28 protein-coding genes are annotated in these 25551 nt (G+C 71.3%); 17 read left to right on the top strand and 11 right to left on the bottom strand.

Annotated features, from left to right (window positions below):
• Positions 1-45: 45 nt before the first annotated feature.
• From lipA to ACGF5O_RS01965, 5 genes are all read left to right on the top strand, one after another.
• On the top strand, positions 46-1011 hold the full coding sequence (lipA, locus tag ACGF5O_RS01985; protein ID WP_393807981.1) for a lipoyl synthase: 966 nt from the start codon (positions 46-48) through the stop codon (positions 1009-1011).
• A gap of 261 nt (positions 1012-1272) precedes the next feature.
• The gene (locus ACGF5O_RS01980; protein ID WP_123977777.1) at positions 1273-1470 is read left to right on the top strand and encodes a hypothetical protein; all 198 of its coding nucleotides are present in this window, start codon (positions 1273-1275) and stop codon (positions 1468-1470) included.
• 68 nt (positions 1471-1538) lie between these two features.
• Positions 1539-2240 (top strand): DUF4191 domain-containing protein, encoded by a 702-nt coding sequence (locus tag ACGF5O_RS01975; RefSeq protein ID WP_393807980.1) that lies wholly within the window; start codon positions 1539-1541, stop codon positions 2238-2240.
• A 167-nt stretch (positions 2241-2407) separates the two neighbouring features.
• Positions 2408-3517 carry a nitrous oxide reductase family maturation protein NosD gene (locus ACGF5O_RS01970; protein WP_393807979.1) on the top strand — a complete coding sequence of 370 codons (1110 nt, stop codon included), beginning with the start codon at positions 2408-2410 and terminating at the stop codon, positions 3515-3517.
• 42 nt (positions 3518-3559) lie between these two features.
• A complete protein-coding gene (locus tag ACGF5O_RS01965) occupies positions 3560-4624 on the top strand; it encodes a methyltransferase (protein ID WP_393807978.1) in 1065 nt (354 codons plus the stop codon).
• A 79-nt stretch (positions 4625-4703) separates the two neighbouring features.
• Here the strand turns inward: ACGF5O_RS01965 and ACGF5O_RS01960 are convergent, their stop codons facing one another.
• From ACGF5O_RS01960 to ACGF5O_RS01930, 7 genes are read right to left on the bottom strand one after another with little or no spacing between them, the layout of a single operon-like run.
• Positions 4704-5036 (bottom strand): TcmI family type II polyketide cyclase, encoded by a 333-nt coding sequence (locus ACGF5O_RS01960; protein ID WP_393807977.1) that lies wholly within the window; start codon positions 5034-5036, stop codon positions 4704-4706.
• A 32-nt stretch (positions 5037-5068) separates the two neighbouring features.
• Positions 5069-5548 (bottom strand): SRPBCC family protein, encoded by a 480-nt coding sequence (locus ACGF5O_RS01955; RefSeq protein WP_393807976.1) that lies wholly within the window; start codon positions 5546-5548, stop codon positions 5069-5071.
• 1 nt (position 5549) lies between these two features.
• Positions 5550-5801 (bottom strand): acyl carrier protein, encoded by a 252-nt coding sequence (locus tag ACGF5O_RS01950; protein WP_089101200.1) that lies wholly within the window; start codon positions 5799-5801, stop codon positions 5550-5552.
• A gap of 44 nt (positions 5802-5845) precedes the next feature.
• On the bottom strand, positions 5846-7090 hold the full coding sequence (locus ACGF5O_RS01945) for a ketosynthase chain-length factor (protein ID WP_393807975.1): 1245 nt from the start codon (positions 7088-7090) through the stop codon (positions 5846-5848).
• Complete coding sequence (locus tag ACGF5O_RS01940; RefSeq protein ID WP_393807974.1) at positions 7087-8355, bottom strand: beta-ketoacyl-[acyl-carrier-protein] synthase family protein; 1269 nt, start codon at positions 8353-8355, stop codon at positions 7087-7089. Before ACGF5O_RS01940 ends, ACGF5O_RS01945 begins: the two co-directional genes overlap by 4 nt.
• Positions 8352-8765 carry a cupin domain-containing protein gene (locus ACGF5O_RS01935; RefSeq protein ID WP_393807973.1) on the bottom strand — a complete coding sequence of 138 codons (414 nt, stop codon included), beginning with the start codon at positions 8763-8765 and terminating at the stop codon, positions 8352-8354. Before ACGF5O_RS01935 ends, ACGF5O_RS01940 begins: the two co-directional genes overlap by 4 nt.
• 53 nt (positions 8766-8818) lie before the next feature.
• A complete protein-coding gene (locus ACGF5O_RS01930) occupies positions 8819-9889 on the bottom strand; it encodes a SchA/CurD-like domain-containing protein (RefSeq protein WP_393807972.1) in 1071 nt (356 codons plus the stop codon).
• A gap of 211 nt (positions 9890-10100) precedes the next feature.
• On the opposite strand from ACGF5O_RS01930, the gene ACGF5O_RS01925 reads away from it, so the two are divergent.
• Positions 10101-11741, top strand: coding sequence for an FAD-dependent oxidoreductase (locus tag ACGF5O_RS01925; RefSeq protein ID WP_393807971.1), 1641 nt, complete (start codon positions 10101-10103; stop codon positions 11739-11741).
• 176 nt (positions 11742-11917) lie between these two features.
• On the opposite strand, the gene ACGF5O_RS01920 is transcribed toward ACGF5O_RS01925, so the two are convergent.
• The gene (locus ACGF5O_RS01920) at positions 11918-12388 is read right to left on the bottom strand and encodes an RDD family protein (protein WP_393807970.1); all 471 of its coding nucleotides are present in this window, start codon (positions 12386-12388) and stop codon (positions 11918-11920) included.
• A 211-nt stretch (positions 12389-12599) separates the two neighbouring features.
• Between ACGF5O_RS01920 and glnA the strand changes: the two genes are divergently transcribed.
• The 4 genes from glnA (at position 12600) to ACGF5O_RS01900 (ending at position 16035) form a co-directional block, all read left to right on the top strand.
• Positions 12600-14009 carry a type I glutamate--ammonia ligase gene (glnA, locus tag ACGF5O_RS01915; RefSeq protein ID WP_355726002.1) on the top strand — a complete coding sequence of 470 codons (1410 nt, stop codon included), beginning with the start codon at positions 12600-12602 and terminating at the stop codon, positions 14007-14009.
• Between the two features lie 105 nt (positions 14010-14114).
• A complete protein-coding gene (locus ACGF5O_RS01910) occupies positions 14115-14375 on the top strand; it encodes a hypothetical protein (RefSeq protein ID WP_393807969.1) in 261 nt (86 codons plus the stop codon).
• A gap of 152 nt (positions 14376-14527) precedes the next feature.
• Positions 14528-15448, top strand: a complete 921-nt coding sequence (gene htpX / locus ACGF5O_RS01905; RefSeq protein WP_393807968.1) for a zinc metalloprotease HtpX — start codon at positions 14528-14530, stop codon at positions 15446-15448.
• 2 nt (positions 15449-15450) lie between these two features.
• Entirely contained in the window at positions 15451-16035 is a 585-nt protein-coding gene (locus ACGF5O_RS01900; RefSeq protein ID WP_393808397.1) for a hypothetical protein, read from the top strand.
• 21 nt (positions 16036-16056) lie between these two features.
• Here the strand turns inward: ACGF5O_RS01900 and ACGF5O_RS01895 are convergent, their stop codons facing one another.
• Positions 16057-16344 (bottom strand): hypothetical protein, encoded by a 288-nt coding sequence (locus ACGF5O_RS01895; protein WP_393807967.1) that lies wholly within the window; start codon positions 16342-16344, stop codon positions 16057-16059.
• 237 nt (positions 16345-16581) lie between these two features.
• Here ACGF5O_RS01895 and ACGF5O_RS01890 point away from each other — a divergent pair, with 237 nt between their 5' ends.
• On the top strand, positions 16582-17337 hold the full coding sequence (locus ACGF5O_RS01890) for an alpha/beta hydrolase (RefSeq protein ID WP_393807966.1): 756 nt from the start codon (positions 16582-16584) through the stop codon (positions 17335-17337).
• Positions 17338-17352: 15 nt separating this feature from the next.
• Here the strand turns inward: ACGF5O_RS01890 and ACGF5O_RS01885 are convergent, their stop codons facing one another.
• Positions 17353-18693, bottom strand: a complete 1341-nt coding sequence (locus ACGF5O_RS01885; protein ID WP_393807965.1) for a DUF2252 domain-containing protein — start codon at positions 18691-18693, stop codon at positions 17353-17355.
• A gap of 148 nt (positions 18694-18841) precedes the next feature.
• On the opposite strand from ACGF5O_RS01885, the gene ACGF5O_RS01880 reads away from it, so the two are divergent.
• Positions 18842-20026: a winged helix DNA-binding domain-containing protein gene (locus ACGF5O_RS01880; RefSeq protein ID WP_393807964.1), complete on the top strand. Its 1185-nt coding sequence runs from the start codon at positions 18842-18844 to the stop codon at positions 20024-20026.
• Between the two features lie 219 nt (positions 20027-20245).
• Here ACGF5O_RS01880 and ACGF5O_RS01875 read toward each other — a convergent pair whose 3' ends face one another.
• Positions 20246-20566 carry a hypothetical protein gene (locus ACGF5O_RS01875; protein ID WP_393807963.1) on the bottom strand — a complete coding sequence of 107 codons (321 nt, stop codon included), beginning with the start codon at positions 20564-20566 and terminating at the stop codon, positions 20246-20248.
• A 230-nt stretch (positions 20567-20796) separates the two neighbouring features.
• Here ACGF5O_RS01875 and ACGF5O_RS01870 point away from each other — a divergent pair, with 230 nt between their 5' ends.
• The 5 genes from ACGF5O_RS01870 (at position 20797) to ACGF5O_RS01850 (ending at position 25429) form a co-directional block, all read left to right on the top strand.
• The gene (locus tag ACGF5O_RS01870; protein WP_393807962.1) at positions 20797-21165 is read left to right on the top strand and encodes an ArsC/Spx/MgsR family protein; all 369 of its coding nucleotides are present in this window, start codon (positions 20797-20799) and stop codon (positions 21163-21165) included.
• Between the two features lie 121 nt (positions 21166-21286).
• On the top strand, positions 21287-22000 hold the full coding sequence (locus ACGF5O_RS01865; RefSeq protein ID WP_393807961.1) for a hypothetical protein: 714 nt from the start codon (positions 21287-21289) through the stop codon (positions 21998-22000).
• A 310-nt stretch (positions 22001-22310) separates the two neighbouring features.
• The gene (gene glnII / locus ACGF5O_RS01860; protein ID WP_393807960.1) at positions 22311-23342 is read left to right on the top strand and encodes a glutamine synthetase; all 1032 of its coding nucleotides are present in this window, start codon (positions 22311-22313) and stop codon (positions 23340-23342) included.
• A gap of 400 nt (positions 23343-23742) precedes the next feature.
• Complete coding sequence (locus ACGF5O_RS01855; RefSeq protein ID WP_393807959.1) at positions 23743-24348, top strand: winged helix-turn-helix domain-containing protein; 606 nt, start codon at positions 23743-23745, stop codon at positions 24346-24348.
• A gap of 76 nt (positions 24349-24424) precedes the next feature.
• Positions 24425-25429, top strand: a complete 1005-nt coding sequence (locus tag ACGF5O_RS01850; protein WP_393807958.1) for an NAD-dependent epimerase/dehydratase family protein — start codon at positions 24425-24427, stop codon at positions 25427-25429.
• Positions 25430-25551 lie beyond the last annotated feature (122 nt).

Raw genomic sequence — 25551 nt, 5'->3', positions numbered from 1 at the left:
CGTACCCTGAAGGTCGCCGAAGAATCAATCGCTAGGGAGCCGGTCGTGTCCGCAGTCTCACCCGACGGACGCAAGATGCTGCGCCTGGAGGTCCGCAACGCCGAGACCCCCATCGAGCGCAAGCCCGAGTGGATCAAGACCCGGGCGAAAATGGGCCCCGAGTACACGAAGATGCAGAACCTCGTGAAGAGCGAGGGCCTGCACACGGTCTGCCAGGAAGCCGGCTGCCCGAACATCTACGAGTGCTGGGAGGACCGCGAGGCGACCTTCCTCATCGGCGGCGACCAGTGCACCCGGCGTTGCGACTTCTGCCAGATCGACACCGGCAAGCCCGAGGCGCTGGACCGCGACGAGCCGCGCCGGGTGGGCGAGTCCGTGGTCACCATGGACCTGAACTACGCGACCATCACCGGCGTCGCCCGCGACGACCTGGCGGACGGCGGTGCCTGGCTGTACGCCGAGACGGTCCGCCAGATCCACGCGCAGACGGCGCAGCGCGAGGCCGGCCGCACCAAGGTCGAGCTGCTCGCCCCCGACTTCAACGCGGTCCCGGAGCAGCTCGCCGAGGTCTTCTCGTCCCGCCCCGAGGTCTTCGCGCACAACGTCGAGACGGTGCCCCGGATCTTCAAGCGGATCCGCCCCGGCTTCCGCTACGAGCGCTCGCTCAAGGTCATCACCGAGGCCCGCGACTTCGGCCTGGTCACCAAGTCCAACCTCATCCTCGGCATGGGCGAGACCCGCGAGGAGGTCTCCGAGGCGCTGCGCCAGCTGCACGAGGCCGGCTGCGAGCTGGTCACCATCACGCAGTACCTGCGCCCGAGCGTGCGCCACCACCCCGTGGAGCGCTGGGTCAAGCCGCAGGAGTTCGTGGAGCTGAAGGAGGAGGCCGAGCAGATCGGCTTCTCCGGTGTCATGTCCGGCCCGCTGGTCCGGTCCTCGTACCGCGCCGGCCGCCTGTACCAGATGGCCGTCGAGAAGCGGGGCGCGTTCGTCGCCGCGCAGGCGGTCTGACGGGAGGTCCGACGGCGGTCCGCACGGGCCTCGCCGCCGAGCGTGTGAATTCACGCACAAACTATTACCGGTCAGTAGTGACCGAATGGACGCGGTCCTGACCGTCCTCGCTGATGAGGACGTCGTCAGGGCCGCGTCAGCGTTCCGGGCCCGCGTATCAAGGTTTCATTGGCGTTTGACCGGTCGGTCACGCCCTGGTAACACCGAACAGTGACCCTGGTATCACAGCATGTACACCCACCTCGAGGGGGGACCTCCACCATGCAGGCCGCGCCCGTTCGCGCCACCGCGATCCCGTCCTTCACCGACGCGCTGCGCGCCGTCGAGTCGATCCTCATGAGCGGCGGTCAGCGCACCGCCCGCCAGAACGCCTGGACCTCCGTGCTGGAGGACCGCCGTCGCGCCAAGGACCGGGTCGAGGCCCAGCGCTTCCTCGAGCAGGCCGCCGGCCGCTCCTGACGCCCCTCCGCGGCCCTTCCCGGGCACTGCCGTCGTCGGCACTCCCGGGGCCACGTAGACTTCGGGGCATGGCGAGGAAGGAACCCGCAGCGGACGCTGCGAATGCGGGACGACTGAAGCAGATCGTCCTGACGTACAAGATGACGCGCAAGGCCGACAAGGTGATCGGCCTGGTGCTTGCCGGTGTCGGTCTCGGCACCCTTGCCGTCTTCCTCGTGATCGGCTTCTTGATCGGCCACCCGGTCTATCTGGGCATCCTGGGCCTGCTGCTCGCGTTCCTCGCGACGGCGATCGTCTTCGGCCGGCGGGCCGAGCGGGCGGCCTTCGGACAGATGGAGGGCCAGCCGGGCGCCGCGGCCGCCGTGCTGGACAACATCGGGCGGGGCTGGACGACGACGCCGGCGGTGGCGATGAACCGCAGCCAGGACGTGGTGCACCGGGCGGTCGGCAAGGCCGGCATCGTCCTGGTCGCCGAGGGCAACCCGAACCGGGTGAAGACCCTGCTGGCCGCCGAGAAGAAGAAGATGGCCCGGATCGTGGCGGACGTGCCGGTGCACGACGTGATGGTGGGCACGGGTGACGGCCAGGTCGAGCTGAAGAAGCTGCGGACCACCATGCTGAAGTTCCCTCGCGTGCTGACGGGGCCCCAGGTGACGACCACCAACGACCGGCTGCGGGCGATGGGGGACCTGATGTCCAACATGCCGTTGCCGAAGGGGCCGATGCCCAAGGGGATGCGGATGCCGAAGGGCGGGCCTCGGGGGCGGTAGCCGCCGGTAGGCACGCCTACGGGCTCGGGCGCGGTGGTTGCGTTGGCGACCGCCGCGCCTTCGTGGTTTCCCGCGCAGTTCCCCGCGCCCCTGCGGGGCGCTCGTGACACGCCGCCGAACGGAGCATCCTGCCGCTTATCGGGTCATCTGCTCCTAATCTGCCGGATGTGACAAAACGCCATATCACATACCTCGCGTGCAGCGCCGCCCTGTGCGGCTCCCTCCTCGGTGCCGCTCCGGCGACCTCCTCGCACGGCGTTCTGACCGTGCACCCGGGTGAGTCCATCCAGAAGGCGGTCGACGCCGCCGAGCCCGGTGACACGGTCCTGGTGCTGGCCGGCACCTACCACGAGAGCGTCAAGGTGACCACGCCCGGCCTCACCCTGCGGGGCATGGGTCCGGACACCGTGCTCGAGCCGGTCAAGAAGTCCAAGAAGGCCATGAAGGCCACGAAGGCCATGAGCGGCACGAAGAAGACCGCCGTGAAGTCCTGCGCCGAGATGGGCAACGGCATCTGCGTGGTCGGCGCCAAGAACCAGCCCGTCGAGGACGTGACCGTCGCCCACCTGACCGTGACCGGGTTCTCCCGGACCGGCGTCATGGCCGTGGGCACGGCCAACCTGCACGTGCACGGCGTGGCCGCCGTGAAGAACGGGCAGTGGGGCCTCGCCGAGGAGCGCTCGGTCCACAGCATGTACCAGAACAACGTCGCCCGGAACAACGGCGACGCGGGCATCTTCCTCGCCAACTCCGTGACCGCGGAGAAGGGCGCCGTCGACACGTTCGGCACGGTCGTCGAGCACAACCTGCTGGAGAACAACCGGATCGGCGTCACCGTCCGCCGGCTGCGCAACCTCACGGTCTCGGACAACTCGGTCACCGGGAACTGCGCGGGCGTCTTCGTCGTCGGCGACGAGAACAAGCCGAAGGCCGGTCACCTGACGGTCGCCGACAACCAGGTCGTGAAGAACAACAAGTACTGCAAGAAGACCGCCCGGCTGGCCTTCCTGCAGGGCTCCGGCATCGTGCTGACCGGCGCCGAGGACACCCTGGTGACCGGGAACACCGTCACCGGCAACTCCGGCAAGTCGCCGCTGTCGGGCGGTGTCGTGGTCTTCAAGAGCTTCGTGGGTGTCACCAGCGACAAGAACCAGATCACCCGCAACAAGCTGTCCGGCAACGCCCCCGCCGACCTGGTCAACCAGGAGGCCGTCAAGCACAACAACGCCTTCAAGGACAACACCTGCAAGAAGTCCAAGCCCTCGGGTCTGTGCTGACCTGACGGCCGTACGACACCCCACACGGAAGGAAGGCGGCACATGACCGCACCAGCACGCGACCTCACGACGCCGGCCAAGGGGCTGGAGGAGGACGCTCCGCCGCCGTCGATGCGGCTGCGCGAGCTCGTGTTCGGGGCGGCCTGCGCCGCCGCCGTCCGCGCGGCCGCCCGGCTGCGCGTCGCCGACGCGCTCGGGGACGCCCCCATGACGGTGGAGTCCCTGGCGTCGGCGGTGAAGACGGACCCGAAGCCGCTGCGCCGACTGCTGCGCGCCCTGTCCTGCTACGGCGTCTTCGCCGAGCGGCCGGACGGGACGTTCGCCCACACCGAGACCTCCCGGCTGCTGCGCGAGGACGACCCGCACAGCCTGCGCTACATCGCCATGTGGTGCACCGAGCCGTGGACCTGGGACGCCTGGCCGATGCTCGACGAGGCCGTGCGCACCGGCCGCAACGTCGTCGAGGACCTCTACGGCAAGGAGTTCTTCGCCTACCTGAACGAGGACGCGCCGGAATCCGCGGACGTCTTCAACCGGGCGATGACCACCTCCAGCGAGCAGTCTGCCCGGGAGGTCGCCGCCCTGCTCGACCTGTCCGGCAGCCGCTCGGTCGCGGACCTCGGCGGCGGGCAGGGGCACGTGGTGGCCAGCCTGCTGGACAAGTACCCGGCGATGAAGGGCTACCTGCTGGATCTGCCCAAGGTGGTGGAGAAGGCCCTGCCCCGGCTGCGCGAGGGCGGCGACCTCGCGGACCGGGCGCGGATCGTGCCCGGCGACATCCGGGAGGCCGTACCGGTCGACTCGGACGTCTACATCATCAAGAACATCCTGGAGTGGGACGACGACTCCACCGCGCGGCTGCTCGCCAACGTGATCGCGGCGGGCGGGCCCGGGGTCCGGGTGGTGATCATCGAGAACCTGGTCGACGACACCCCGTCGATGCGGTTCAGCACCGCGATGGACCTGCTGCTCCTGCTGAACGTCGGCGGGGCCAAGCACACCACCGACAGCATGGTGCGCCGGCTGACGGAGGCGGGCCTGAACGTCAACGACATCCGGCCGGTCAACCCGTACCTGCACGCCTTCGACTGCACGGTGCCCGCCTGACGGACACCCCGGCACGCGCCGGTGCCGGGCCCGCGTCGTGCGCGGGTCCGGCACCGTTGGCGTACGGCGGTACGCGGGATCACGCGCCGCCGTCGCGCTCCCAGAGGTAGAAGCGCTGGGCCATCGCGTCCTTCGGGGAGCGCCAGGTCTCCGGGTCGTACGCGCTGACGTACGCCGTGAGACGGTCGCTGACGTCCCTGAACTGGGGGTGCGAGGTGACCTTGGCGATGGCCGGTCCCGGCTCGCGCTCGGACTCGATGAGGTGCATGTACACATCACCGAACTGGAAGAGGCTGCGCCGGGTGACCCCGACGAGGTGCGGCAGTTCTCCCCGGTCGGAGTCCGCGAACACCTTCGCGATGTCGGGGGCGGAGCCCGGTGCCATACGGGCGACGATCAGGGCCTGGTGCACGGTGTCTCTCCTGTCGTACGGCTCGTGCGGTCTCAGTCGGCGAGGGCCGGGTCGGGACGCCGGCCGGTGGCCGCCTTCTCGATCCTGTCCCGGATCAGGGCCATCTGGATCTTGGAGTTCTTGTTGATGTTGTCGGTCATCCAGTCGTCGTCGACCGGGGCCTCCGGCTTCATCGCGAAGTCCTGGGTCCAGACCATCCGGGTGCCGGCGGGGACCTCCTCGTACTGCCAGAGGATGTCCATGTGCGCGAACGGGCCGGTCTCGACCCGGCGGGCCTTGACGCGCAGGTTGCGGCGGTCCGCCTCGCGCTCGGAGACCCAGCTCCACACCTTGCCGTTGTCGTCGGGGTGCATGGTCAGCCGGAAGGTGACCTTCTTCCCGTCCTCCTCGAGGATCTCGGCGCTGGCGTACTCGCTGAACAGCTGCGGCCAGTTGGCCACGTCGTTGGTCATGTCCCAGACCAGGTCGACGGGGGCGGCGATGGTGATCTCGTTCTGGGTGTGTCCGGTCATGTCAGGCTCCCGCGGGCATGGCGCTGTTGACGAGGTCGAGGAACTGGCGGGGCGTCTTGCACCGCTCGGCGTCCACCGGCATGGGCACGCCGTGCCGGTTCTCCAGCTCGCCGACGATGCCGAGCAGGCCGAGCGAGTCGACGCCGAGGACGTCGAAGCCGCTGTCGGCCCGGTCCTGGAGGTCGGCCGGGGAGACGGTGACGCCGGCGGCCTTCTTCATGAGTTCGGACAGTTCGTCCACGGTGATGCTCATAGCAACTCCTTCTGCTTCGCTGCTGGGCAGCTGGTGTGTTCGACTCACTCGGCCGCGCCGTGGCGCAGCACGAGCGCCGAGTTCGACCCCATGAGGCCCCGGCTGAGCACCAGTGCCGTGCGTGGCCGCGCCGCGCGGGCGCTGCCGGTCACGAGGTCGAGGTCGTGGCAGATGTCGTGGACACCCGGGGTCGGCGGGATCAGCCCGTGTTCCATCGCCAGCACCGCGGCGGCGGTGTCCAGGACGGGGGCCGCGCAGTAGCCGCGGCCGATCCCGGTCTTGGGCGCGGTGACCGGCACCCGCCTGCCGTGCGCGCCGAGGACGTCGGTGATGGCCAGCGCCTCCGCCCGGTCGGCCTCGGGGACGCCGAGGGCGTCGGCGAAGACCACGTCGACCTCCTCGGGGGCGCAGCCGGCCTCGGCCAGTGCCCCGCGGATCGCCTGGGCGAGCCCGGCCCGGGACTCGGCCCAGCGGGAGGCGCCGGTGAAGGTCGACGCGTGCCCGTCGAGGGTGGCCCGGACCGGCAGTCCGCGTCGGCGGGCCGAGCCGGTGTCCTCCACGACGAGCATGGCGCCGCCCTCGGCCGGCACGAACCCGCAGGCCTGCTCGGTGAACGGGCGGTAGGCGCGGGCCGGGTCGGTCTCCCGGCTGAGCTCCTCGTAGCCGAGCTGGCAGACCACCGAGTACGGAGCTATGGGCGCCTCGGTGGAGCCGGCCACGATGACGTCCGTGCCGCGGCGGACCGCCCGGGCGGCGTGGGCGAGGGCGTCCAGGCCGCCGGCCTCGTCGGCGGCCACCACCGAGCAGGGTCCCTTGAAGCCGCGCCGGATGGAGATCTGGCCGGTGCTGGCCGCGTAGAACCAGGCGATGGACTGGTAGGGGCCGACGAACCGGCTGCCCTTGCCCCAGAGTTGCTGGAGCTCGCGCTGGCCGAACTCGCCGCCGCCGGAGCCGGCCGCGGTGACCACGCCGATGTCGAACGGCGAGCCGTCGGTGTCGGCGCGGCCGAGCCGGGCGTCTTCGAGTGCCAGGTCGGCCGCGGCCATCGCGAAGTGCGTGAAGCGGTCGGTCTGGACGATGAGGCGTTCCTCGACGGCGGCCGCGGGGTCGAAGTCGCGGACTTCGCCGGCCACCTTCATGGGCAGGTGCTCGCAGCCGTCGCGGGTCACCTTGTCGAGGACGATGCGTCCCTCCTGGACGGACTTCCAGAAGGTCTCGGTGCTGGTTCCGTTGGGCGCGACGACACCGATGCCGGTGACGGCCGCCCGTCGGGCAGGCGGTTCGCTCATCGTGTCCGTCCTCTCTGCCGGGTCAGGATCACCGCGGACTGGAAGCCGCCGAACCCGCTGCCCACGGACAGGACGCCGCCGAGCTTCCGTTCGCGGGCGACCCGCGGCACGTAGTCGAGGTCGCACTCGGGGTCGGGGGTCTCGTAGTTCGCGGTGGGCGGGACGACCTGGTGGGCCAGGGCGAGCACGCAGGCGACGACCTCGATGGCGCCGATCGCGCCGAGCGAGTGGCCCACCATGGACTTGATGGAGCTCATGGGCGTGCTGTACGCGTGCTGTCCGAGCGCCTTCTTCACGGCGGCGGTCTCGTGGCGGTCGTTCTGCCGGGTGCCGGAGCCGTGCGCGTTGACGTAGTCGATGGCGGTGGGGTCGAGGCGGGCGTGGTCCAGGGCGGTCTCGATGGCGCGGGCCATCTCCAGGCCCTCGCTGGTGAGACCGGTCATGTGGTAGGCGTTGCCGAAGGTGGCGTAGCCGTCGAGGAGGCAGTAGATGTGCGCGCCGCGGGCCTTGGCGTGCTCCTCCTCCTCCAGGACGAGCACCGCGCCGCCCTCGCCCATGACGAACCCGTCACGGCGGTTGTCGAACGGGCGGGAGGCGTGCTCGGGGTCGTCGTTGTTCGGGGAGGTGGCCTTGATCGCGTCGAAGCAGGCCATGGTGATGGGTGAGATCGGGGAGTCCGAGGCACCGGCGATGCAGACGTCGGCGCGACCCTCCTGGACGGTGTGGAAGGCGTAGCCGACGGCGTCCAGGCCCGAGGTGCAGCCGGTGGACACGGTCTGGACCGGACCCTGCGCGCCGAAACGTTCCGCCACCGCCGAGGCGAGGGTGCTCGGGGAGAACGCCCGGTGCAGCTGCGGCTGCGCCTGCCGGTGGTCCACGTCCCACCGCTGGCCCGCGCCGCTCACCAGGACGTAGTCGTGCTCGAGGCGGGTGGTGCCACCCACGGCCGTTCCCAGGGAGACCCCGATCCGCCAGGGGTCCTCCCGGCCGAGGTCGAGACCGGAGTCCCGGACCGCCTCGTCGCCGGCGACCAGGGCGAACTGTATGTACCGGTCCGCCCGCTCGATCTCCTCGGCGTCCAGGCCGTGTGCCGCCGGGTCGAAGTCGCACTCGGCGGCGATCCGCGACCTGAGGCCCGAGGGGTCGAAGAAGGTGATGCCGCGCGTCGCGGTCCGGCCCGAGGCGAGCAGATCCCAGAACGCCGGTACGCCCACACCCCCCGGAGCGACGATGCCTATGCCCGTAACCGCCACGCGCCGGGTCACGACCGGACCTGCCCCACGGCGACGGCTTCCGTCTCCTCGGTGTCGACGTGGCCGAGCGCCGGGCGCGGGGCCAGCGGGCCGAGGTGGAAGACGATCCGGGCCTCGGCGCTGCCGACGTTGCGGAAGCGGTGCTTCATGTTGATGGGGATCATCAGCCCCTGCTCGGGCCGCAGCGGGTGCGGTTCGCCGTCCAGGTCGACCTCCATCTCGCCGCAGACGACGTACACGAACTCCTCGGAGTACGGGTGGTAGTGCTCGGCGATGCGGTCGCCCGGCTGCACGATGGCCACACCCATGAAACCGCTGGTGGAACCCACCGTGGCCGGGGTGAGCATGGCGCGCAGATCGCCGCCGCGCCGGGTGTTGGGCTCGACCTCGCTGAGGTCCACGATCTTCGGAATGGGCTGCATGTCTGCGTTCCTCCGTGGGGGTGATGCGATGTTGAAGGGTCGGGCGTCGGGCGTCAGGCGTCCGGTGAGCGGCGGTCGGTGATCAGCTGCATCCGCACCGCGTCGCCGTCCAGCAGGGCGGTCAGCGCGTGGGCCGGGGTGACGTCCGCGGGCGTGCCGGGCCGCTGCTCGACCAGGCGGACGACGACGTCGTCACGCTGGAAGACCGTGCTGCGCAGCACCGGGCTCGCCGGGTCCTCGGCCGCGGCCTCGTCCTGCTGCGCGAGCAGCTCGGCCAGCCGCATCCCGCAGCCGGGACGGGCCGGGTAGTACAGCGCGTGCCGCTCGCCCTCGGCCAGCTCCTCGGCGCTGACGTGGTGGACGGCCGGCAGCGCCGCCCGGGTGAAGAACACCCGTGCGGACTCCTGGTCGTCGAGGTCGCGCTCCTGCTCCAGGTAGGGGTTGATGGCCTCCTCGACGGCCCGCACCTCGGGCTGCCGGGCGACGTGGCGCAGGGCGGCCATCAGGTCGCCGCGCACCTCGATGGCCCGCACGACCCGGTTGCCGTGCATGAACAGGGAGGTCCGGCAGAGCCGGGTGGAGTCGTCGACCTTCGCCTCGGGCGAGGCGTAGTCCGCGAGGATCTTCGCGACCTTGGCCTCACTGCCCGGCGTGACCGTGAAGGTGAGCGCGTGGCGGATCACGCCGTCGCCCATCCGCGGCTGGGCCTGCAGGACGCGTACGGCGTCCGCCGACGGGCCGCCGGTCTCCCGCACCACGTGGAAGCGGAGCGAGCGGGTGTCGCGGACGCAGTTGTGCAGCGGCTTCACCATCTCCACGTGCTCCTCGCTGTTCACCCAGGCGAGGAACGGCGGGGCGCTCTCCCACTCGCTGGTGATCAGCCACTGGGAGGGGTTCTCGATCGACTGGCAGAGCTGGTCGCTGACGTGGCCGGGCACCTGGGCGACCTGGTTGCACAGCTGCTCGTAGGCCTCCAGGAACTGCTGCTGCGCGCCGTCGTAGACGTCCACCAGCAGGACGACCCGGAGCCGGGAACCGTCGAAGACGGACTGGGAGACCCGTGTCGAGACCGGGCGGGTCGTTCGGGTCGGCTTTGCCGAAACCTTTTCCGAGATCGTCGTCATGCTTCGCACATCTCCTTCGCTGGGCAGCGGCCTGCGCCTTCGCCGATGACGCGGCGTCAGCGCTTCTTGATCCTGTGCCGGTCCTCCGAAGCGCGCGACTCGCGTGAACCAGGTGGGTGATTGAGCCCGCGGAACCCCTCCCGAGGGGGCCCGGACGGGCATGGACGTTGCAACGCACCTGACGCACCAACACCCGCCTCTGGAGTGCCCGATGCACCAGAAAACCGATCACCAGGTCCCCGTCCTCGTGGTGGGCGGCTCGCTCGTGGGCCTGTCCATGTCCCTCTTCCTGGGCCGACTGGGCGTACGCCACATGCTCGTCGAGAGACACTCCGGGACCTCGATCCACCCACGCGGCCGGGGCAACAACGTGCGGACGATGGAACTGTTCCGGAGAGCGGGCATCGAGCCGGACATCAAGGCCGCGGCCTCCCTCCTCGCCGACAACCACGGCATCCTGCAGACCCCGACGCTGGTCGGCGACGCCGGCGACTGGCTGTTCAAGGAGATCGACCCGGGCGGCGGGCTCGCGAGGTTCAGCCCCACGGGCTGGTGCCTGTGCAGCCAGAACGACCTCGAACCGGTGCTCCGCCGGGCGGCCGAGTCGCTCACCGGCGACCTGCGCTACTTCCACGAGCTGGAGTCCTTCGAACAGGACCCCGAAGGAGTGACGGCGTACGTCCGCGACCGTGACTCCGACCGGATGTACACCGTCCGCGCGGACTACCTGGTCGCGGCCGACGGCCCGCGCTCCCCGGTCCGCGGCCGGCTCGGCATCGGCCAGACGGGCCCCGGCGACCTGTTCGCGAACGTCAGCATCACCTTCCGCTCCAAGCTGCTCCAGAACACGGTCGGGGACCGCCGGTTCATCTGCTGCTACCTCACCGACCCGGAGGCCGACGGCGCGCTCCTGCCCGTCGACAACAAGGAGCGCTGGGTCTTCCACGCCCCCTGGCACCCCGAACGGGGCGAAACCCTCGACGAGTTCACGGAGGAACGGCTCACCCGGCACATCCGCCGGTCCGTCGGCGTCCCCGACCTCGACGTCGAGATCACCGGCCGCGCGTCCTGGCGGGCCGCCGAACGGGTCGCGGAACGCTACGCCGACCGGCGGGTCTTCCTGGCCGGCGACTCCGCGCACGAGATGTCCCCGACCGGCGCCTTCGGCTCCAACACCGGCATCCAGGACGCCCACAACCTCGCCTGGAAGCTGGCGGCGGTCCTGGACGGCTGGGCCGGCCCGGGCCTGCTGGAGTCGTACGACGCCGAGCGCCGCCCGGTCGCCATCGCCACCAGCGCCCGCGCCTCCGCCCGCTCCGTGGAGCACAGCCACCCGGGCTTCGCGCCGGCCCCCGGCGTCGGCGCCGACCGGCGCGGCGGCATCCTCAACATCGTGCTCGGCTACCGCTACCCCAAGGGCGCGGTCCTCGGCACCGACCCGGACCAGCCGCTCGTACCCAACGGGATGAACCTCACCGGCCAGCCGGGCAGCCGGGCCCCGCACCTGTGGCTGCGCCGGGAGGGGGAGCGGGTGTCCACGCTCGACCTCTACGAACGCTCACTGGTGCTGCTGAGCGACGCGGAGTCGGCGGGCGGCGCGGCCTGGCACGCCGCCGCCCGGCGGATCGCGGACACGGAGCGGCTGCGGCTGGACACGTACCGCATCGGCGCGGCGGGCGATCTTGTGTACGACGCGGAGGACGGCGACTGGGCCGCGGCGCACGGTACGACGGCGGAGGGCGCGGTGCTGGTGCGGCCGGACGGGTACGTGGCGTGGCGCTCGGAAGGGGCCGTGCCCGACCCGGAGGGAGAGCTGCGGGACGTACTGGCGCGGGTACTGCGCAGGAGGTGAGCGGGGTGGGGCGGGCCGGGGGTGGGGACGCTCACCGGCGCTTGCAGGGTGCCTCCCCCAGCCTTCGGCCGGGGGGACCCCCAGCGCCCACCCGTGCCGCCCTGCGGCACGCCTGCCCGCGGCTATGTTTTTTGGGGGCGCGGGGAACTGCGCGATCAGCCCCCACCGGCCCGCACCTACATACGGACCTCTACCGTCCTCGCCAGCCGGTCGTGCAGCCCCCTGCCGTCCCGGTCCCAGATCAGCGCCGGGATCGCGAGGCACAGGAGCACCGTGCGGGCCAGCGCGCGCAGCGGCTGCACGCGGCCCGTCCCGACGCCGACCACCCGCAGCCGGAACAGCCGCTTGCCCGGCGTGAAGCCGATCGTGCCCACCGTGAGGACGCCCAGGGCGAAGAAGACGAGCAGAGCCCAGTTGCCGGTCGTCGCCGGGTTGTAGCCCTTGGTGATCAGGCCGTATGCGATCAACTCGCACAGCGCCCAGTCCACGACCAGCGCGCCGAGCCGCCGCCCGGGGCGGGCGATGGAGCCCGGCCCCTCCTCGGGCAGGCCCAGCTGCTCGCCCCGGTACCCGAACTCGGCACCCGCGTCCTCCATGGCCGCGCGGGGTCCGGAGAGCCACGATCCGATTGCTTGCCTGTTGTCCACCCGTCCACGGTACTGGGCCCGGCCGGGACCCTGGGTCGGCGGGGTGCCACGGGCTACGGTGGAACCGCGCTCGGTTAACTTCAGCGAAACAAATGGGTCACGCCCGAGAAATCACCCGTCCCTAGGGTCGACGACAACGTGTGCCACCGCACTGGCCGCACGAACGAACTACCACCCCGGCACGGGAACGGCCGGGAGTAGGAGGAGCTGGATGTTCCAGAACGCCGACGAGGCCAAGAAGTTCATCGCGGACGAGGACGTCAAGTTCATCGACGTCCGTTTCTGCGACCTGCCGGGCGTCATGCAGCACTTCACGCTGCCCGTCGAGGCGTTCGACCCGGACGAGGAGCTCGCGTTCGACGGTTCGTCGATCCGCGGTTTCCAGGCGATCCACGAGTCCGACATGGCGCTGCGCGCGGACCTGTCGACCGCCCGGGTGGACTCGTTCCGCCGGGACAAGACGCTCAACATCAACTTCTTCATCCACGACCCGATCACGGGCGAGCAGTACTCCCGTGACCCGCGCAACGTGGCGAAGAAGGCCGAGGCCTACCTCGCGTCGACCGGTATCGCCGACACCGCGTACTTCGGCCCCGAGGCCGAGTTCTACGTCTTCGACAGCGTCCGCTTCGCCACCTCGGCGAACGAGAGCTTCTACCACATCGACTCCGAGGCGGGTGCCTGGAACACGGGCGCGCTGGAGGACAACCGCGGTTACAAGGTCCGCTACAAGGGCGGCTACTTCCCGGTCCCGCCGGTCGACCACTTCGCCGACCTGCGTGCCGAGATCTCCCTGGAGCTGGCCAAGTCCGGCCTCCAGGTCGAGCGCCAGCACCACGAGGTGGGCACCGCGGGCCAGGCGGAGATCAACTACAAGTTCAACACGCTGCTCGCCGCCGCCGACGACCTCCAGCTCTTCAAGTACATCGTGAAGAACGTGGCCTGGCGCAACGGCAAGACCGCGACCTTCATGCCGAAGCCGATCTTCGGTGACAACGGCTCGGGCATGCACGTCCACCAGTCCCTGTGGGCCGGCGGCTCCCCCCTCTTCTACGACGAGGCCGGCTACGCGGGCCTGTCGGACACCGCCCGCTACTACATCGGCGGCATCCTCAAGCACGCCCCGTCGCTGCTCGCCTTCACCAACCCGACGGTGAACTCGTACCACCGCCTGGTCCCGGGCTTCGAGGCCCCGATCAACCTGGTGTACTCGCAGCGCAACCGCTCGGCCGCGATGCGTATCCCGATCACGGGTTCGAACCCGAAGGCCAAGCGTGTCGAGTTCCGCGCGCCCGACTCCTCCGGCAACCCGTACCTGGCCTTCTCGGCCCTGCTGCTCGCGGGCCTGGACGGCATCAAGAACAAGATCGAGCCGGCCGAGCCGATCGACAAGGACCTCTACGAGCTGGCTCCCGAGGAGCACGCGAACGTCGCCCAGGTCCCGACCTCCCTCCCGGCCGTCCTGGACCGCCTGGAGCGCGACCACGAGTTCCTGCTCGCCGGTGACGTCTTCACGCCCGACCTGATCGAGACGTGGATCGACTTCAAGCGCACCAACGAGATCGCCCCGCTGCAGCTGCGCCCGCACCCGCACGAGTTCGAGCTGTACTTCGACGTGTGACAGACGCGGCTCCGGCCATTCGGCGCCCCCGATCCTGTTTCTCAGGACGGGGGCGCCGTCGTATCGTGCGTCGGTACGCATGTTCGATACGGGGGGAGAATCGGCGTGTCCCAACAGGACGACGAGGAACGGGAGTTCGACCACAGGTGGGCCGCCGAGGCGGAACACAAGGAGCCGTCCGCACGGGCGCGGATGCTGGCCGCCCGGTGGAAGGAGAATCCCCCGGACCCGGCGCCGTTCCGGGCGGACCCGGGGCCCGTGACACCGCGGCGATCGTCGTGGGTGTCGACGGCGGTGGTACTGGGATGCGTGGCAGCGGTGATCGTGCTGCTGGGGTACATACAGACGCGGTCCGGCGCCCCGTAAGGGGCGCGGGGAACTGCGCGAGCGACCACGACGGCGCCGCACCCTCCACAGCGACCTTTTGCCGCTACTAGGGACGTTCGGAACCTCTCCATGGGTCCCCGAAGGTGCACACTGGACAGCGGGACGAGTGCCTGACTGCGGGGTGAGGCAAGATGCAGAGCCGCTTCCGGAGCGACCGCCGACTGACCGTGCGGATGACGGTCACGCTGTTCCTGCTCGGGTTGTTGTACGTCGGCTTCGTTGCCGCGTTGATCGTGTTGCTGAAGTCGTGGCTGCTGGTCGTCGTGCTGGTGGGCGCGATGTTCGTGGCGCAGTTCTGGTTCTCCGACCGGATCGCGATGTTCGCCATGCGCGGGCGGGTCGTGGAGCGGGAGGAGTATCCGGAGCTGCACGCCGTGGTGGACCGGCTGTGCGCTATCGCGGACATGCCGAAGCCGGTCGTCGCCGTGTCCGATATGGACATGCCGAATGCCTTCGCGACCGGGCGGAATCCGGATCATGCGGTGGTCTGCGTGACCACCGGGCTGCTGCGGCGGCTGGAGCCCGCCGAGCTGGAGGGCGTGCTCGCGCACGAGCTGTCGCACGTGGCGCACAAGGACGTCGCCGTGATCACGGTCGCGTCGTTCCTGGGGGTCATCGCCGGGCTGATCGTGCGGTTCGCGTTCTATTCGCAGCTCTTCGGGGGCGGCCGGCGGGACCAGAACACCGCCGCCGTGTTCGCCGCGATCATCGGGGTCTCCGCGGCCGTGTACGCGATCAGCTTCCTGCTGATCAGGGCCCTGTCCCGGTACCGGGAGCTGGCCGCCGACCGGGCCGCCGCCCAGCTCACCGGCAGGCCCTCCGCGCTGGCGTCGGCGCTCACCAAGGTCTCCGGTGACATCGCCCGGATCCCGACCAAGGACCTGCGCACGGCCCAGGCCTTCAACGCGTTCTACTTCACCCCGGCGACCGGCAAGGAGCCCGGCATCGAGCGCTTCTTCTCCACCCACCCGCCCCTGGAGCAGCGGCTCGAGCAGCTGGGGCGGATCTCGGCGGAGCTGGGTGAGGCGGCGACGCCCGGAAAGGCCGGGTGAGCATGGGGTTCCTGGACATCCTGCTGGGCCGTACGAAGCCGGTCGCGCCCGATCTCGACCAGTTGTTCGCGCTGCCTTCGGCGGCGTTGACGCTGGAGGCGGCGGCCGGGTTCAGGCCCACCGGCGGGGGCGCGGTGTGCTTCGCCACCGTGGAGGGCGCGGCCTTCGAGCAGACCCACCGGGAGGTCCAGGCCCTCCTCGACGCGGACTCGGACCGCGGCGGGGTTCCGGTGGAGCTGCACCAGGACGACTACGGGTACTCCTGGCTCATCTCGCAGCGCTCCCCCGACCAGCTTCCGCAGCTGGTCAACGACCTGCACGCGGTGAACAGCTCGATGGAGGTCAACGGCTTCGGCCCGCAGCTGCTCTGTTCCCTGGCCGCCTTCGAGGACGAGCGCGGGCGCAGGCTCGCGCTCGTCTATCTCTACAAGCGGGGCACGTTCTACCCCTTCGCGCCGCTGCCCGGTTCCGGTCAGCGACGGGACAGCGCGCTGGAGTTGCAGGTGAAGGCGGCACTCGCGGCCGACCTGCGGATCGAGCAGGACCTCAGCCGCTGGTTCCCGGTCTGGGGTGCCCCCGGCCTCTGACCGGCCGGAGGCACCGGTGGGTCACTTGCCCTTCTCGTTCTGCTGGCGCCTGGACTCCAGAGGACGCTCGCGGCGGTACCGGCGCTCCCACTTGGCCTGCTGGTCACGGCGGTCGCGGTACGTCTTGTAGTCGCCGGCCGTGCCCCCTCCCCCGCCGGACGAGGAACCGCCCGACGAGGGGGCCGACGACGAGCCCCGCCCGTACTGCACGTACAGGAAGAGCAGGGCGACGGCGGCGAGCCACCAGTTGTGGTTGCCGAATCCGAGGATCACCAGGACGACGGTTCCGGATAGGACGATGGTGCCCATGACGGGCCTCCGTGGCGTGGGTGTGTGAGCGGTCGACGGGTCCGACGGCGCGCGGGGGACGGGCGGCCGTCCGTCGGTGCGCGGCAGTGTAGTCCCGACTCCCGGGGCGCGGCCTGCCCTTCGGAAAGCGGTGGTCGACCACTCCGCAACGCCTCTCCAGCGTAGGGACCCGGTCACTCGGCGTGCATCCCGTTTTCGTGCGTGCACCTGTGGGGCGGCCGTGGGTGAATGTGCGGCATGGACCAACTCACCGGCTTCACCCACGAGTACGACGGCGAACGCCTCAGCGGGGTCCGTACCCAGGCCGCGCACGGCACGGACCGCACGCACGGCACGGACGGACCGGCCGCCGTCCTGCTGCACGGCGCGGGAACCGGCAACGAACGGCGACTGCGCCCCCTGCTCGCGGAGTTCACCGCCCACGGCTGCCCCGCCCTGGCCTTCGACTTCTCCGGCCACGGAGAAAGCACCGGCGTGCTCGCGGAGTTGAGCCTGCGCCGCCGTTTCCGGCAGGCGACGGCGGTGATCGACGCCCAGGTGGAGCCGGAACGCCCGTTGATCCTGGTGGGGTTCAGCATGAGCGGCCAGACGGTCGCGGATCTCGTACGGCACTACGGCGACCGGGCCTCGGCGATCGGCCTCTGCTCCCCCGCGGTCTACACCCGGGAGTCCTGGGACGTTCCCTTCGGCGACGGCACCCGCCGCTTCACCGAACTCATCCGCACCCCGGACTCCTGGCGCGCCGCACCCGCCCTGGAGGCGCTGCGCTCCTATACCGGCCGTTCGGTGCTGGCGGTGCCGGGCACGGACGCGGTGATCCCCCCGCAGGTGACGGAGGCCGTCCAGGACGCCCTGCGCAGCCGGTCCCGGTACACCCGCTTCGACCTCCCGGACGCACAGCACCGGCTGGGCCTGTGGTTCCGCGACCACCCGGACGACTGGCGGGAGTTCGTCACACTGCTGCTGGCGCGGCACACAGCTGAGCACGGCTGACCCGGAACGGCCGGTTCAGACCCCCGGCGCCGCCGTCAGGACGCCCGCGGTGACGGCCGCGCCGAGGGCGGCGTGGTCGGTGGCGGTCTGGTCGGCGTAGGCGAGGGCGAAGTCGGTGACCGCGTGGTCGAAGGTGTCGGTGCCGCCCAGGTAGGCAGCGATGGCGATGCGGTCACCGGAACGGGCGTGGGCGCGGGCCAGGGCCGTACCGCACAGGGTGGCGTAACCGCGCAGGCCCTTCGGGTCCATGGCGGCGACCTCGGCGGAGCCCTTCGTGTCGCGCAGCTGCCGCCAGTAGAAGGCCCGCCCCTGGGGCCCGGTCAGCCACCCCAGGAAGATGTCCCCCGCGGCCTGGAGCAGCCGCTGCCCGGCGACCACCCGGTGGCCGTGATGGGCGTACGGGCCGCTCGGCAGGTGCTGCTCCAGTACGGACGTCCGGGCCTCCTTGATCTGGAGGAACAGCGGGTCGTCGGCGTCGCGGCCGGCCAGCAGCACGAGGAAGCAGCGGGTGCCGACGCTGCCGACGCCGACGACCTTGCGGGCCGCGTCGACGAAGCGGTAGCGGTCGAGGAGGAGCCTGCGCTCCCCGGCGAGGGTGGAACGGTAGTCGCTGAAGATCTTGCGCAGGGAGGCCATGTCGGAGGCGCCGGCCGGTTCGAGGAGCGGCGGGTCCTTGATGATGCGGCGCTGTCCGCCGGCCGTCTCGGTGAGCCGGCCGAGCGCGTGCAGGCTGGTGCGGCGCCGGGCCCGGGTGAGGGTGTCCTCGATCCGGCGCCGGCGGCGCGCGGAGCGGACCAGGGCCGTCAGGTTGTCGGTGTCGACCCGCTCGTACCAGACGGCGAGTTCGCCGAGCCCGGCCAGCCGCCGCATGGCGGTCCGGTACGCGGCCACGGCGGCCCGGGCGGAGCCGCGGGCCTCCGGGTCGCTGTGCCCGTTCTCGCGGGCGGCGACGGCGACGGAGGCGGCGAGCCGTTTGACGTCCCACTCGAAGGGCCCGGGGAACGTCTCGTCGAAGTCGTTCAGGTCGAAGAGCAGGGACCGCTCGGGGGAGGCGTACAGCCCGAAGTTCAGCAGGTGCGCGTCGCCGCAGAGCTGCACGGTGAGCCCGGTGTGCGGCCGGGCGGCGAGGTCGGCGGCCATCACGGCGGCCGCGCCGCGCAGGAAGGCGGAGGGCGAGGCGGCCATCCGCCCGTACCTGATCGGCAGCAGCTCGGGCAGCCGGTCGCGGCCCTGCCGCTCCAGGACGGCGACGGGGTCGGGGCGGTCGACGGAGGGCAGCCAGCGGCCGTGGGCCGAGCGGGGAGCCCGCTTGCGGGCGGCCTTGCCGCGGTCGGCACGTTCGGCGGGTGTGGTCATACGGCGCTCCCCTCGGTCGACTGCTCCCTCCTTGACCTGCTGTTCAGTGAAAGGGAGGAGCGGGGGCGCCCGCATGCCGAGTCCGGCGAACAGGTGATTGTCAGTGGCGTCGGGCAGGATGCGGTCAGGAGTCCACGGGGAGGTCGGCATGAGCGGCGGGCGGCGGCACATCGGGGTGGCGGAGCGGCGGGCCCGGCTGGCGGTGCGCCACCGGCTGGCGGGCCCGGCACGGGCGACGGCGCCGGAGGAGGTCGCCGACGCACTGGTGGCGCTGCACGGCTCGGACCCGGCGACGGTGTACCTGGCGGTGGGGGCGCGGCTGGCCGAGCCGGCGAAGACGGTGCCGGAGACGGAGCGGGCGCTGTACGGGGACCGCACCCTGGTGCGGATGCACGGCATGCGGCACACGGTGTTCGTCTTCCCCGCGGATCTCACGGCGGTCGTCCACGCCTCGACGGGCCTGACGGTGGCCGCCCGCGAACGCGCCGCGCTGGTGAAGGACATGGCACGGGCCGGCGCTCCGGACGCGGCCTGGCTGGCGGAGGTCGAGTCCTCGACGCTGGCCGAGCTGGCCCGGCTCGGCCAGGCGACGGCGACGGAGCTGGCGGCCGCCGAACCACGCCTGCGCGAGCAGTTCCCGTACGCCGCCGGCAAGAGCTACGAGGGCGTCCACACCGTCTCGACGCGCCTGCTGAGGGTGCTGGGCGTGGAGGGCAAGGTGGTGCGGGGCCGCCCGCTGGGCTCCTGGACGTCGAGCCAGTTCCGCTGGGCTCAGGCACCGGACCATCCGGAGCTGGACCCGGCCGAGGCCCAGTCGGTCCTGCTCGACCGCTGGCTGCACGCGTGCGGCCCGGCCACGGAGGCGGACCTCAAGTGGTGGACGGGGTGGCGGGTGACCGAGGTCCGCCGGGCGCTGACCGCGATCGGGGCGGAGCCGGTGACCCTGGACGAGGGTGACACCGGATACGTGACCGCAGGCGATCTGCCTGCCGTCACCGGCCCGTCCGGCCCCTGGGCGGCCCTGCTTCCCGCCCTCGACCCGACGGCCATGGCATGGCAGCGACGGGACTGGTATCTGCCGCCCGAGCTGCGACCGCTGCTCTTCGACCGAAGTGGCAACGTGGGGCCGACGGTGTGGTGGAACGGGGTGGTGGTGGGCGGCTGGGCGCAGCGCCGGGACGGCGAGGTCGTCTGGCGGATCCCCGATCCGGGCGTCCGGAAGGAGGCCGAGCAGGCGGTCGCGGCGGAGGCGGAGCGGCTGCGGGGGTGGGTGGGAAGCGCGAGGGTGACTCCGCGGTTCCGGACGCCGGTGGAGCGGGAGCTGGGTGGGTGACGCGGGGGGGGAGGCCGGGGGGTGGGGACGCTCACCGGCGCTTGCCGGGTGCCGCCGCGCCCACCCGTGCCGCCCCAGCGGCACGCCTGCCCGCGGCTGAGGAGCCCCGCAAGGGGCGCGGGGAACTGCGCGAGCAACCCCCACCGGCCCGCAGCCGGGCCACAAGGGCACCCCAGCGCCGGGCGCCGTCGCAGACGGACGGCACCCGGCGCCACCGGATCACCGCGAATATCGCATCAGGGCCCGCACCATGTGGCACGTCGTGTCCGACGGCGGGTGGATCCCGACGCTCTCCGCCGTGCTCCGTATCGTCTCGTTGCGTGCCTGGTTGGGCAGGTAGACGCCGGAGTCGAGCAGGGCGATGGCGAGGCGCATGGCCTTCAGGCGGCGGTTGTGGGAGACGTACCACTCGCGTGGCCGCCCGGCCGGCAGCGGACGCTTCTCCGCCGGCGCGTACGGCGAGTCGAGCAGCACCGCACGCTTCGCGGTGGACTGGGTCGGCGGGGACTTCGGCTTCGGCTTCAGTGCGGCAGCGGGCACAGGCATCCTCCTGTCGCGGTCGGAGCGCCTCCGGACCTCTCGGCGCCCCTCTCGAACACTGCGTCCAGTGTACCGGCCGGCACTGACAACGAGACAGTCCGCGAAGGCACCGAACACCCAGGTGGGGACGGGTTTTTCAGATGGGACGCAAGGTGCGTGCGGAGTCCGGGCGACACCCCCTGAAATTCGAACAGGGTGGCTCAGGACGGCGGCTCGCGTACCGTTCCCGCATGGAGATCTGGATCAACCCCGCCTGCTCGAAGTGCCGCGGCGCGATCGGCCTGCTCGATGCCGAGGGGGCCGACTACACCGTCCGCCGCTACCTGGAGGACGTACCGACGGAGGACGAGATCAGGGCCGTACTCGACCGGCTCGGGCTCGAACCGTGGGAGATCACCCGCACCCAGGAGGCGGTCGCCGGGGAACTCGGGCTGAAGGCGTGGGCGCGGGACGCGGGCGCGCGCGACCGGTGGATCACCGCCCTCGCCGAGCACCCCAGACTCATCCAGCGGCCGATCATCACCGCCGACGACGGCACGGCGCTGATCGCCCGTACCGACGAGGCCGTACAGGAAGCGCTGGCCAGGAGCAAGAGCTGAACAGCCCTCAACTCCAATGTGACGCAGGTTACTTCGGCGACTCCTGTAACCGCTGAGTAACGACGTTCGGTATCTCGTACCTATCGGCGTACGTTCCCCCACCCCTTCTCAGGAGGCGCGCATGTCGCGTAGGAGAACTCTCGGCACCAAGAAGACGATCGCACTGCTGGTCGGTGCCGCGGCCGTGGCCGGCGGCGGGGCCTTCGTCCTGGCGTCCACCTCGAACGCCGCACAGAGCTCGCAGAGCGCGAAGACCCTGTCGTCGGCGGCGGACTCGACCGTCTGCTCGGGGCTGGCCACGGCCCTCGGCAACAACCAGAAGTTCATCGCGGACCAGCAGGCGAAACCGGACGCGCAGTCGTCGGCCCGGATCGCCAACCGCCAGGCGGTCATCGAACAGATCAAGGTCCAGCAGAAGGCGTCCGGTTGCGTCGTTGGGGAGTCGGCTCAGGGCTCCCAGGCGGCGAACGGGACGCAGACGGGCCAGACCGGGCAGACCGGCCAGACCGCCACGGCTGCGCCGTCGCAGAGCGCGGCCACCGGCAACACCGGTAACACGGGCAACACCGGCGGCGCCGCCGCCTCCGGGCAGCAGGTCTGCAAGGGGTCGACGGTCACGCTGTCCGGCGAGGCCGGTACGCCGGCCGCCTCCAGCAACCAGTTCCCGGCGGGAACCACGCTGAAGGTCACCAACCTGGACAACAACAAGTCCACCACGGTGAAGGTCACGTCGGTCTCCGGCAGCTGCGTGCTGCTCAACAACGCGGCCTTCGAACAGGTTCGGGAACCGGGCAAGTTCCTGATCCGCCGCGCGCTGATCGAGAAGGTCGGCTGACCCGAGGCGACAGGTCGGAGCGACGGGTCGAGGTGACGGTTCGTGGCTCGGTTGCCGGCCTTGACGGAGGGAAGGCCGGCAACCGCCGCGAAGGGACGGGCACGGTGCCCGAATTGGGCTCAGTACCCCGCCCATCCGGCTCTCACAACGTGAGTCGCACCACAGAACCACCAGGTAACACCGGGTTCACATTCGAGCAATGATCGGGAAATCGCCTGTTGACAGGCTTCCGGGCAACACCGAGGCGCCCCAGTGCCGTAGCGCCACTGCACCCGCAAGTGCGCCCGACCCACCCCGAAGGATGTGGCCCGTGACCTTCAAGGCTGAGTACATCTGGATCGACGGCACCGAGCCGACGGCCAAGCTGCGTTCGAAGACGAAGATCATCGCGGGCGCCCCCGCCGGTCTCGACGCGCTGCCGATCTGGGGCTTCGACGGGTCCTCCACGAACCAGGCCGAGGGGCACTCCTCGGACCGTGTGCTGAAGCCGGTCTTCACCTGCCCCGACCCGATCCGCGGCGGTGACGACGTCCTCGTCCTGTGCGAGGTCCAGGACATCGACTTCACCCCGCACTCCTCCAACACGCGCGCCGCGCTGGCCGAGGTCGCCGAGAAGTTCGCCGCGCAGGAGCCGATCTTCGGCATAGAGCAGGAGTACACCTTCTTCGACGGCTCCCGCCCGCTGGGCTTCCCCGAGGGCGGCTTCCCGGCCCCCCAGGGCGGCTACTACTGCGGCGTCGGCGCCGACGAGATCTTCGGCCGCGAGATCGTCGAGGCCCACCTGGACAACTGCCTGAAGGCGGGGCTCGCGATCTCCGGCATCAACGCCGAGGTCATGCCCGGCCAGTGGGAGTTCCAGGTCGGCCCGGTCTCCCCGCTGGAGGTCTCCGACCACCTGTGGGTGGCCCGCTGGCTGCTCTACCGCACCGCCGAGGACTTCGGCGTCTCCGCCACCCTCGACCCCAAGCCGGTCAAGGGCGACTGGAACGGCGCCGGCGCGCACACCAACTTCTCCACCAAGGCGATGCGCGAGGGCTACGACGCGATCATCACCGCCTGCGAGTCGCTCGGCGAGGGCTCCAAGCCGCTCGACCACGTCAAGAACTACGGCGCCGGCATCGACGACCGCCTCACCGGTCTGCACGAGACCGCCCCGTGGAACGAGTACTCCTACGGCGTCTCCAACCGCGGCGCCTCGGTCCGTATCCCGTGGCAGGTCGAGAAGGACGGCAAGGGCTACATCGAGGACCGCCGCCCGAACGCCAACGTCGACCCGTACGTCGTGACCCGGCTGATCGTCGACACCTGCTGCACCGCCCTGGACAAGGCCGGCCAGGTCTGATCCCCGCACTCCTCACCCGAAGGGGGCGCCCACCGTGACGGTGGGCGCCCCCTTCGGCATGACGGCGCGGCCGGCTCCGTCAACGTCATGCCAAGGAAGCGTCCAAGCAGTGAGAGGAGGGTCCTGTTTCCCGCCCGTGTCTGCTTCAATGGGCCCATGGCCAGCTTCCAGAAGTGCAGCGCGACGGGTCGCCAGGACCTCGAGCCGTTCTGGCCTTCCCGTCAGCACCACGACTTCGACCGGGTGTGTTGCCGCGCGACGAACGCGCGGGCCCTCTAAAGCCGTACACCCCGGCCTTCGGCCAGCGCGGAAAGCAGTACGTCCCCGCGGCGCGCCCGACCACGAATCGCGGCCGTCGCCTTCGACCGACTGACTCCTCGCGCGAAAGAGCTGACGTCTCATGGCGACCACTCGTCCTCTCTCCCCCGCCTCCGCCCTCAACGGATCCTCGCCCGCCCGGCACCGGCTGCGTGCCGTCGACCGGGACGAGGTCGTGGACATGACGGAGCTGCTGCCGCCGGGCGCCACCTGGCTGCCCGCCCCGCAGCACACCCTGCCCACCCTGCCGGGGCAGCCGCCGATGATCGGCTACCTGGTGCTGGTCCCGGCGGACCAGCAGCCGCCCTTCCTGCCGGTCGCGGTGCCGGACCCGCAGACGCCGGCGGTGGAACCCGCCACCGCGTCCGCCGCCGTACCCACCGCGCCCGGCGTCCGGCCGCTCGTCACCGTCGACACCGTGGAGCGCACCGCGCAGGTCGACGGGCGTGAACTCGACCTCACCTACCTGGAGTTCGAGCTGCTCGCCCATCTGGTGGCGCACCCGGGCCGGGTGCACACCCGCGACCAGCTGGTCACCACGGTCTGGGGCTACGGCCACGTCGGCGACGGCCGCACGGTCGACGTCCATGTCGCCCGGCTGCGCCGCAAGCTCGGCGCGGAGCACCGCCGGGCGATCCAGACGGTCCGCCGGGTGGGGTACAAGTACACCCCGCCGACGGGTCGTTGAGGCACCGCCGACGGACAACTCCGCCCTCGGCTGAACCGCGTTGGGTCCGGCGTCCCCCGGGGGCACGATCAACGGCATGAGGCTTCTGGTGCTGGGCGGTACGGAGTTCGTGGGGCGGGCGGTCGTCGAGGCGGCGCTCGGGCGCGGCTGGGAGGTGACGGTCTTCCACCGGGGCAGCCGTCGGCCCCCGGCCGGGGTGCGGTCGCTGCACGGCGACCGCACCGCACCCGACGGCCTCACCGCGCTGGCGGACGGCACCGAGTGGGACGCGGTCGTCGACACCTGGTCGTCCGCGCCCCGGGCGGTGCAGGCGACGGCACGGCTGCTGCGGGGCCGTGCCGGACGGTATACGTACGTGTCGAGCCGCTCGGTGTACGACTGGCCGCTCCCGGCCGGGTACACCGAGGAGGCGGTCCTGGTGACGGGGGCCGCGGCCGGCGCGGAGACGACCGAGTACGCGCAGGACAAGCGGGGCGGTGAGCTGGCCGCCGTGGAGTCCTTCGGCGCGGACGGCTCGGTGCTGGTGCGGGCCGGGCTGATCCTCGGGCCGTACGAGAACGTCGGCCGGCTGCCCTGGTGGCTGACCCGGATCGCGCGGGGCGGGCCGGTGCTGGCGCCGGGGCCGCGCGGTCTGCCCCTGCAGTTCGTGGACGCCCGTGACCTCGCCGAGTGGATCCTCGGGGCGGTGGAACAGGGGCTGTCCGGGCCGTACAACCTGGTGAGTCCGCCGGGGCACACGACGATGGGCGAACTGCTCGAAGCGTGCCGGCGGAGCACCGGCTCGGACGCCGAGCTGCGGTGGACCGGAGCGGATGCGGTCCTGGCGGCCGGGATCGAGCCGTGGACGCAGCTGCCGGTGTGGGTGCCGCCGGACAGCGAGCTGCACGACGGCGTGCACGGGGCGGACGTGTCGCGGGCGGTGGCGACGGGGCTGCGGTGTCGGCCGGTGGGGGTGACGGTGGCCGACACGTGGGAGTGGCTGCGGGGTCTCGACGGTGCGGTGCCGGTGCGGGCGGGTATCGGGGTCGATCCCGACGTCGAGGCGCGGGTGCTGGGAGTTCCGTTGGGCGGTCGTGATTGATCTGCGGGCCGGTGGGGGTTGACCGCGCAGTTCCCCGCGCCCCTGAAGGGGCGCCCCTTCAGGGGCGCGGGGAACTGCGCGGCCGGCCGTCGGCAGGTGGTGGGGTGTATCCAGCACCACCC

It is taken from the genome of Streptomyces sp. NPDC048291 (assembly GCF_043201715.1).
In the GTDB taxonomy this organism is placed as follows: Bacteria; Actinomycetota; Actinomycetes; order Streptomycetales; family Streptomycetaceae; genus Streptomyces.
Note: the sequence above shows the minus strand (reverse complement) of the source record. Positions and strands in the feature narration are given on the sequence as shown.

Excerpts from the sequence above, each read along its gene's own strand:
- ACGF5O_RS01980 (WP_123977777.1), top strand. The coding sequence starts at position 1,273 with ATGCAGGCCGCGCCCGTTCGCGCCACCGCGATCCCGTCCTTCACCGAC.
- ACGF5O_RS01975 (WP_393807980.1), top strand. The coding sequence starts at position 1,539 with ATGGCGAGGAAGGAACCCGCAGCGGACGCTGCGAATGCGGGACGACTG.
- ACGF5O_RS01965 (WP_393807978.1), top strand. The coding sequence starts at position 3,560 with ATGACCGCACCAGCACGCGACCTCACGACGCCGGCCAAGGGGCTGGAG.
- ACGF5O_RS01955 (WP_393807976.1), bottom strand. The coding sequence starts at position 5,548 with ATGACCGGACACACCCAGAACGAGATCACCATCGCCGCCCCCGTCGAC.
- ACGF5O_RS01950 (WP_089101200.1), bottom strand. The coding sequence starts at position 5,801 with ATGAGCATCACCGTGGACGAACTGTCCGAACTCATGAAGAAGGCCGCC.
- ACGF5O_RS01945 (WP_393807975.1), bottom strand. The coding sequence starts at position 7,090 with ATGAGCGAACCGCCTGCCCGACGGGCGGCCGTCACCGGCATCGGTGTC.
- ACGF5O_RS01935 (WP_393807973.1), bottom strand. The coding sequence starts at position 8,765 with ATGCAGCCCATTCCGAAGATCGTGGACCTCAGCGAGGTCGAGCCCAAC.
- ACGF5O_RS01930 (WP_393807972.1), bottom strand. The coding sequence starts at position 9,889 with ATGACGACGATCTCGGAAAAGGTTTCGGCAAAGCCGACCCGAACGACC.
- ACGF5O_RS01925 (WP_393807971.1), top strand. The coding sequence starts at position 10,101 with ATGCACCAGAAAACCGATCACCAGGTCCCCGTCCTCGTGGTGGGCGGC.
- glnA (WP_355726002.1), top strand. The coding sequence starts at position 12,600 with ATGTTCCAGAACGCCGACGAGGCCAAGAAGTTCATCGCGGACGAGGAC.
- htpX (WP_393807968.1), top strand. The coding sequence starts at position 14,528 with ATGCAGAGCCGCTTCCGGAGCGACCGCCGACTGACCGTGCGGATGACG.
- ACGF5O_RS01900 (WP_393808397.1), top strand. The coding sequence starts at position 15,451 with ATGGGGTTCCTGGACATCCTGCTGGGCCGTACGAAGCCGGTCGCGCCC.
- ACGF5O_RS01895 (WP_393807967.1), bottom strand. The coding sequence starts at position 16,344 with ATGGGCACCATCGTCCTATCCGGAACCGTCGTCCTGGTGATCCTCGGA.
- ACGF5O_RS01890 (WP_393807966.1), top strand. The coding sequence starts at position 16,582 with ATGGACCAACTCACCGGCTTCACCCACGAGTACGACGGCGAACGCCTC.
- ACGF5O_RS01885 (WP_393807965.1), bottom strand. The coding sequence starts at position 18,693 with ATGACCACACCCGCCGAACGTGCCGACCGCGGCAAGGCCGCCCGCAAG.
- ACGF5O_RS01880 (WP_393807964.1), top strand. The coding sequence starts at position 18,842 with ATGAGCGGCGGGCGGCGGCACATCGGGGTGGCGGAGCGGCGGGCCCGG.
- ACGF5O_RS01870 (WP_393807962.1), top strand. The coding sequence starts at position 20,797 with ATGGAGATCTGGATCAACCCCGCCTGCTCGAAGTGCCGCGGCGCGATC.
- ACGF5O_RS01865 (WP_393807961.1), top strand. The coding sequence starts at position 21,287 with ATGTCGCGTAGGAGAACTCTCGGCACCAAGAAGACGATCGCACTGCTG.
- ACGF5O_RS01855 (WP_393807959.1), top strand. The coding sequence starts at position 23,743 with ATGGCGACCACTCGTCCTCTCTCCCCCGCCTCCGCCCTCAACGGATCC.
- ACGF5O_RS01850 (WP_393807958.1), top strand. The coding sequence starts at position 24,425 with ATGAGGCTTCTGGTGCTGGGCGGTACGGAGTTCGTGGGGCGGGCGGTC.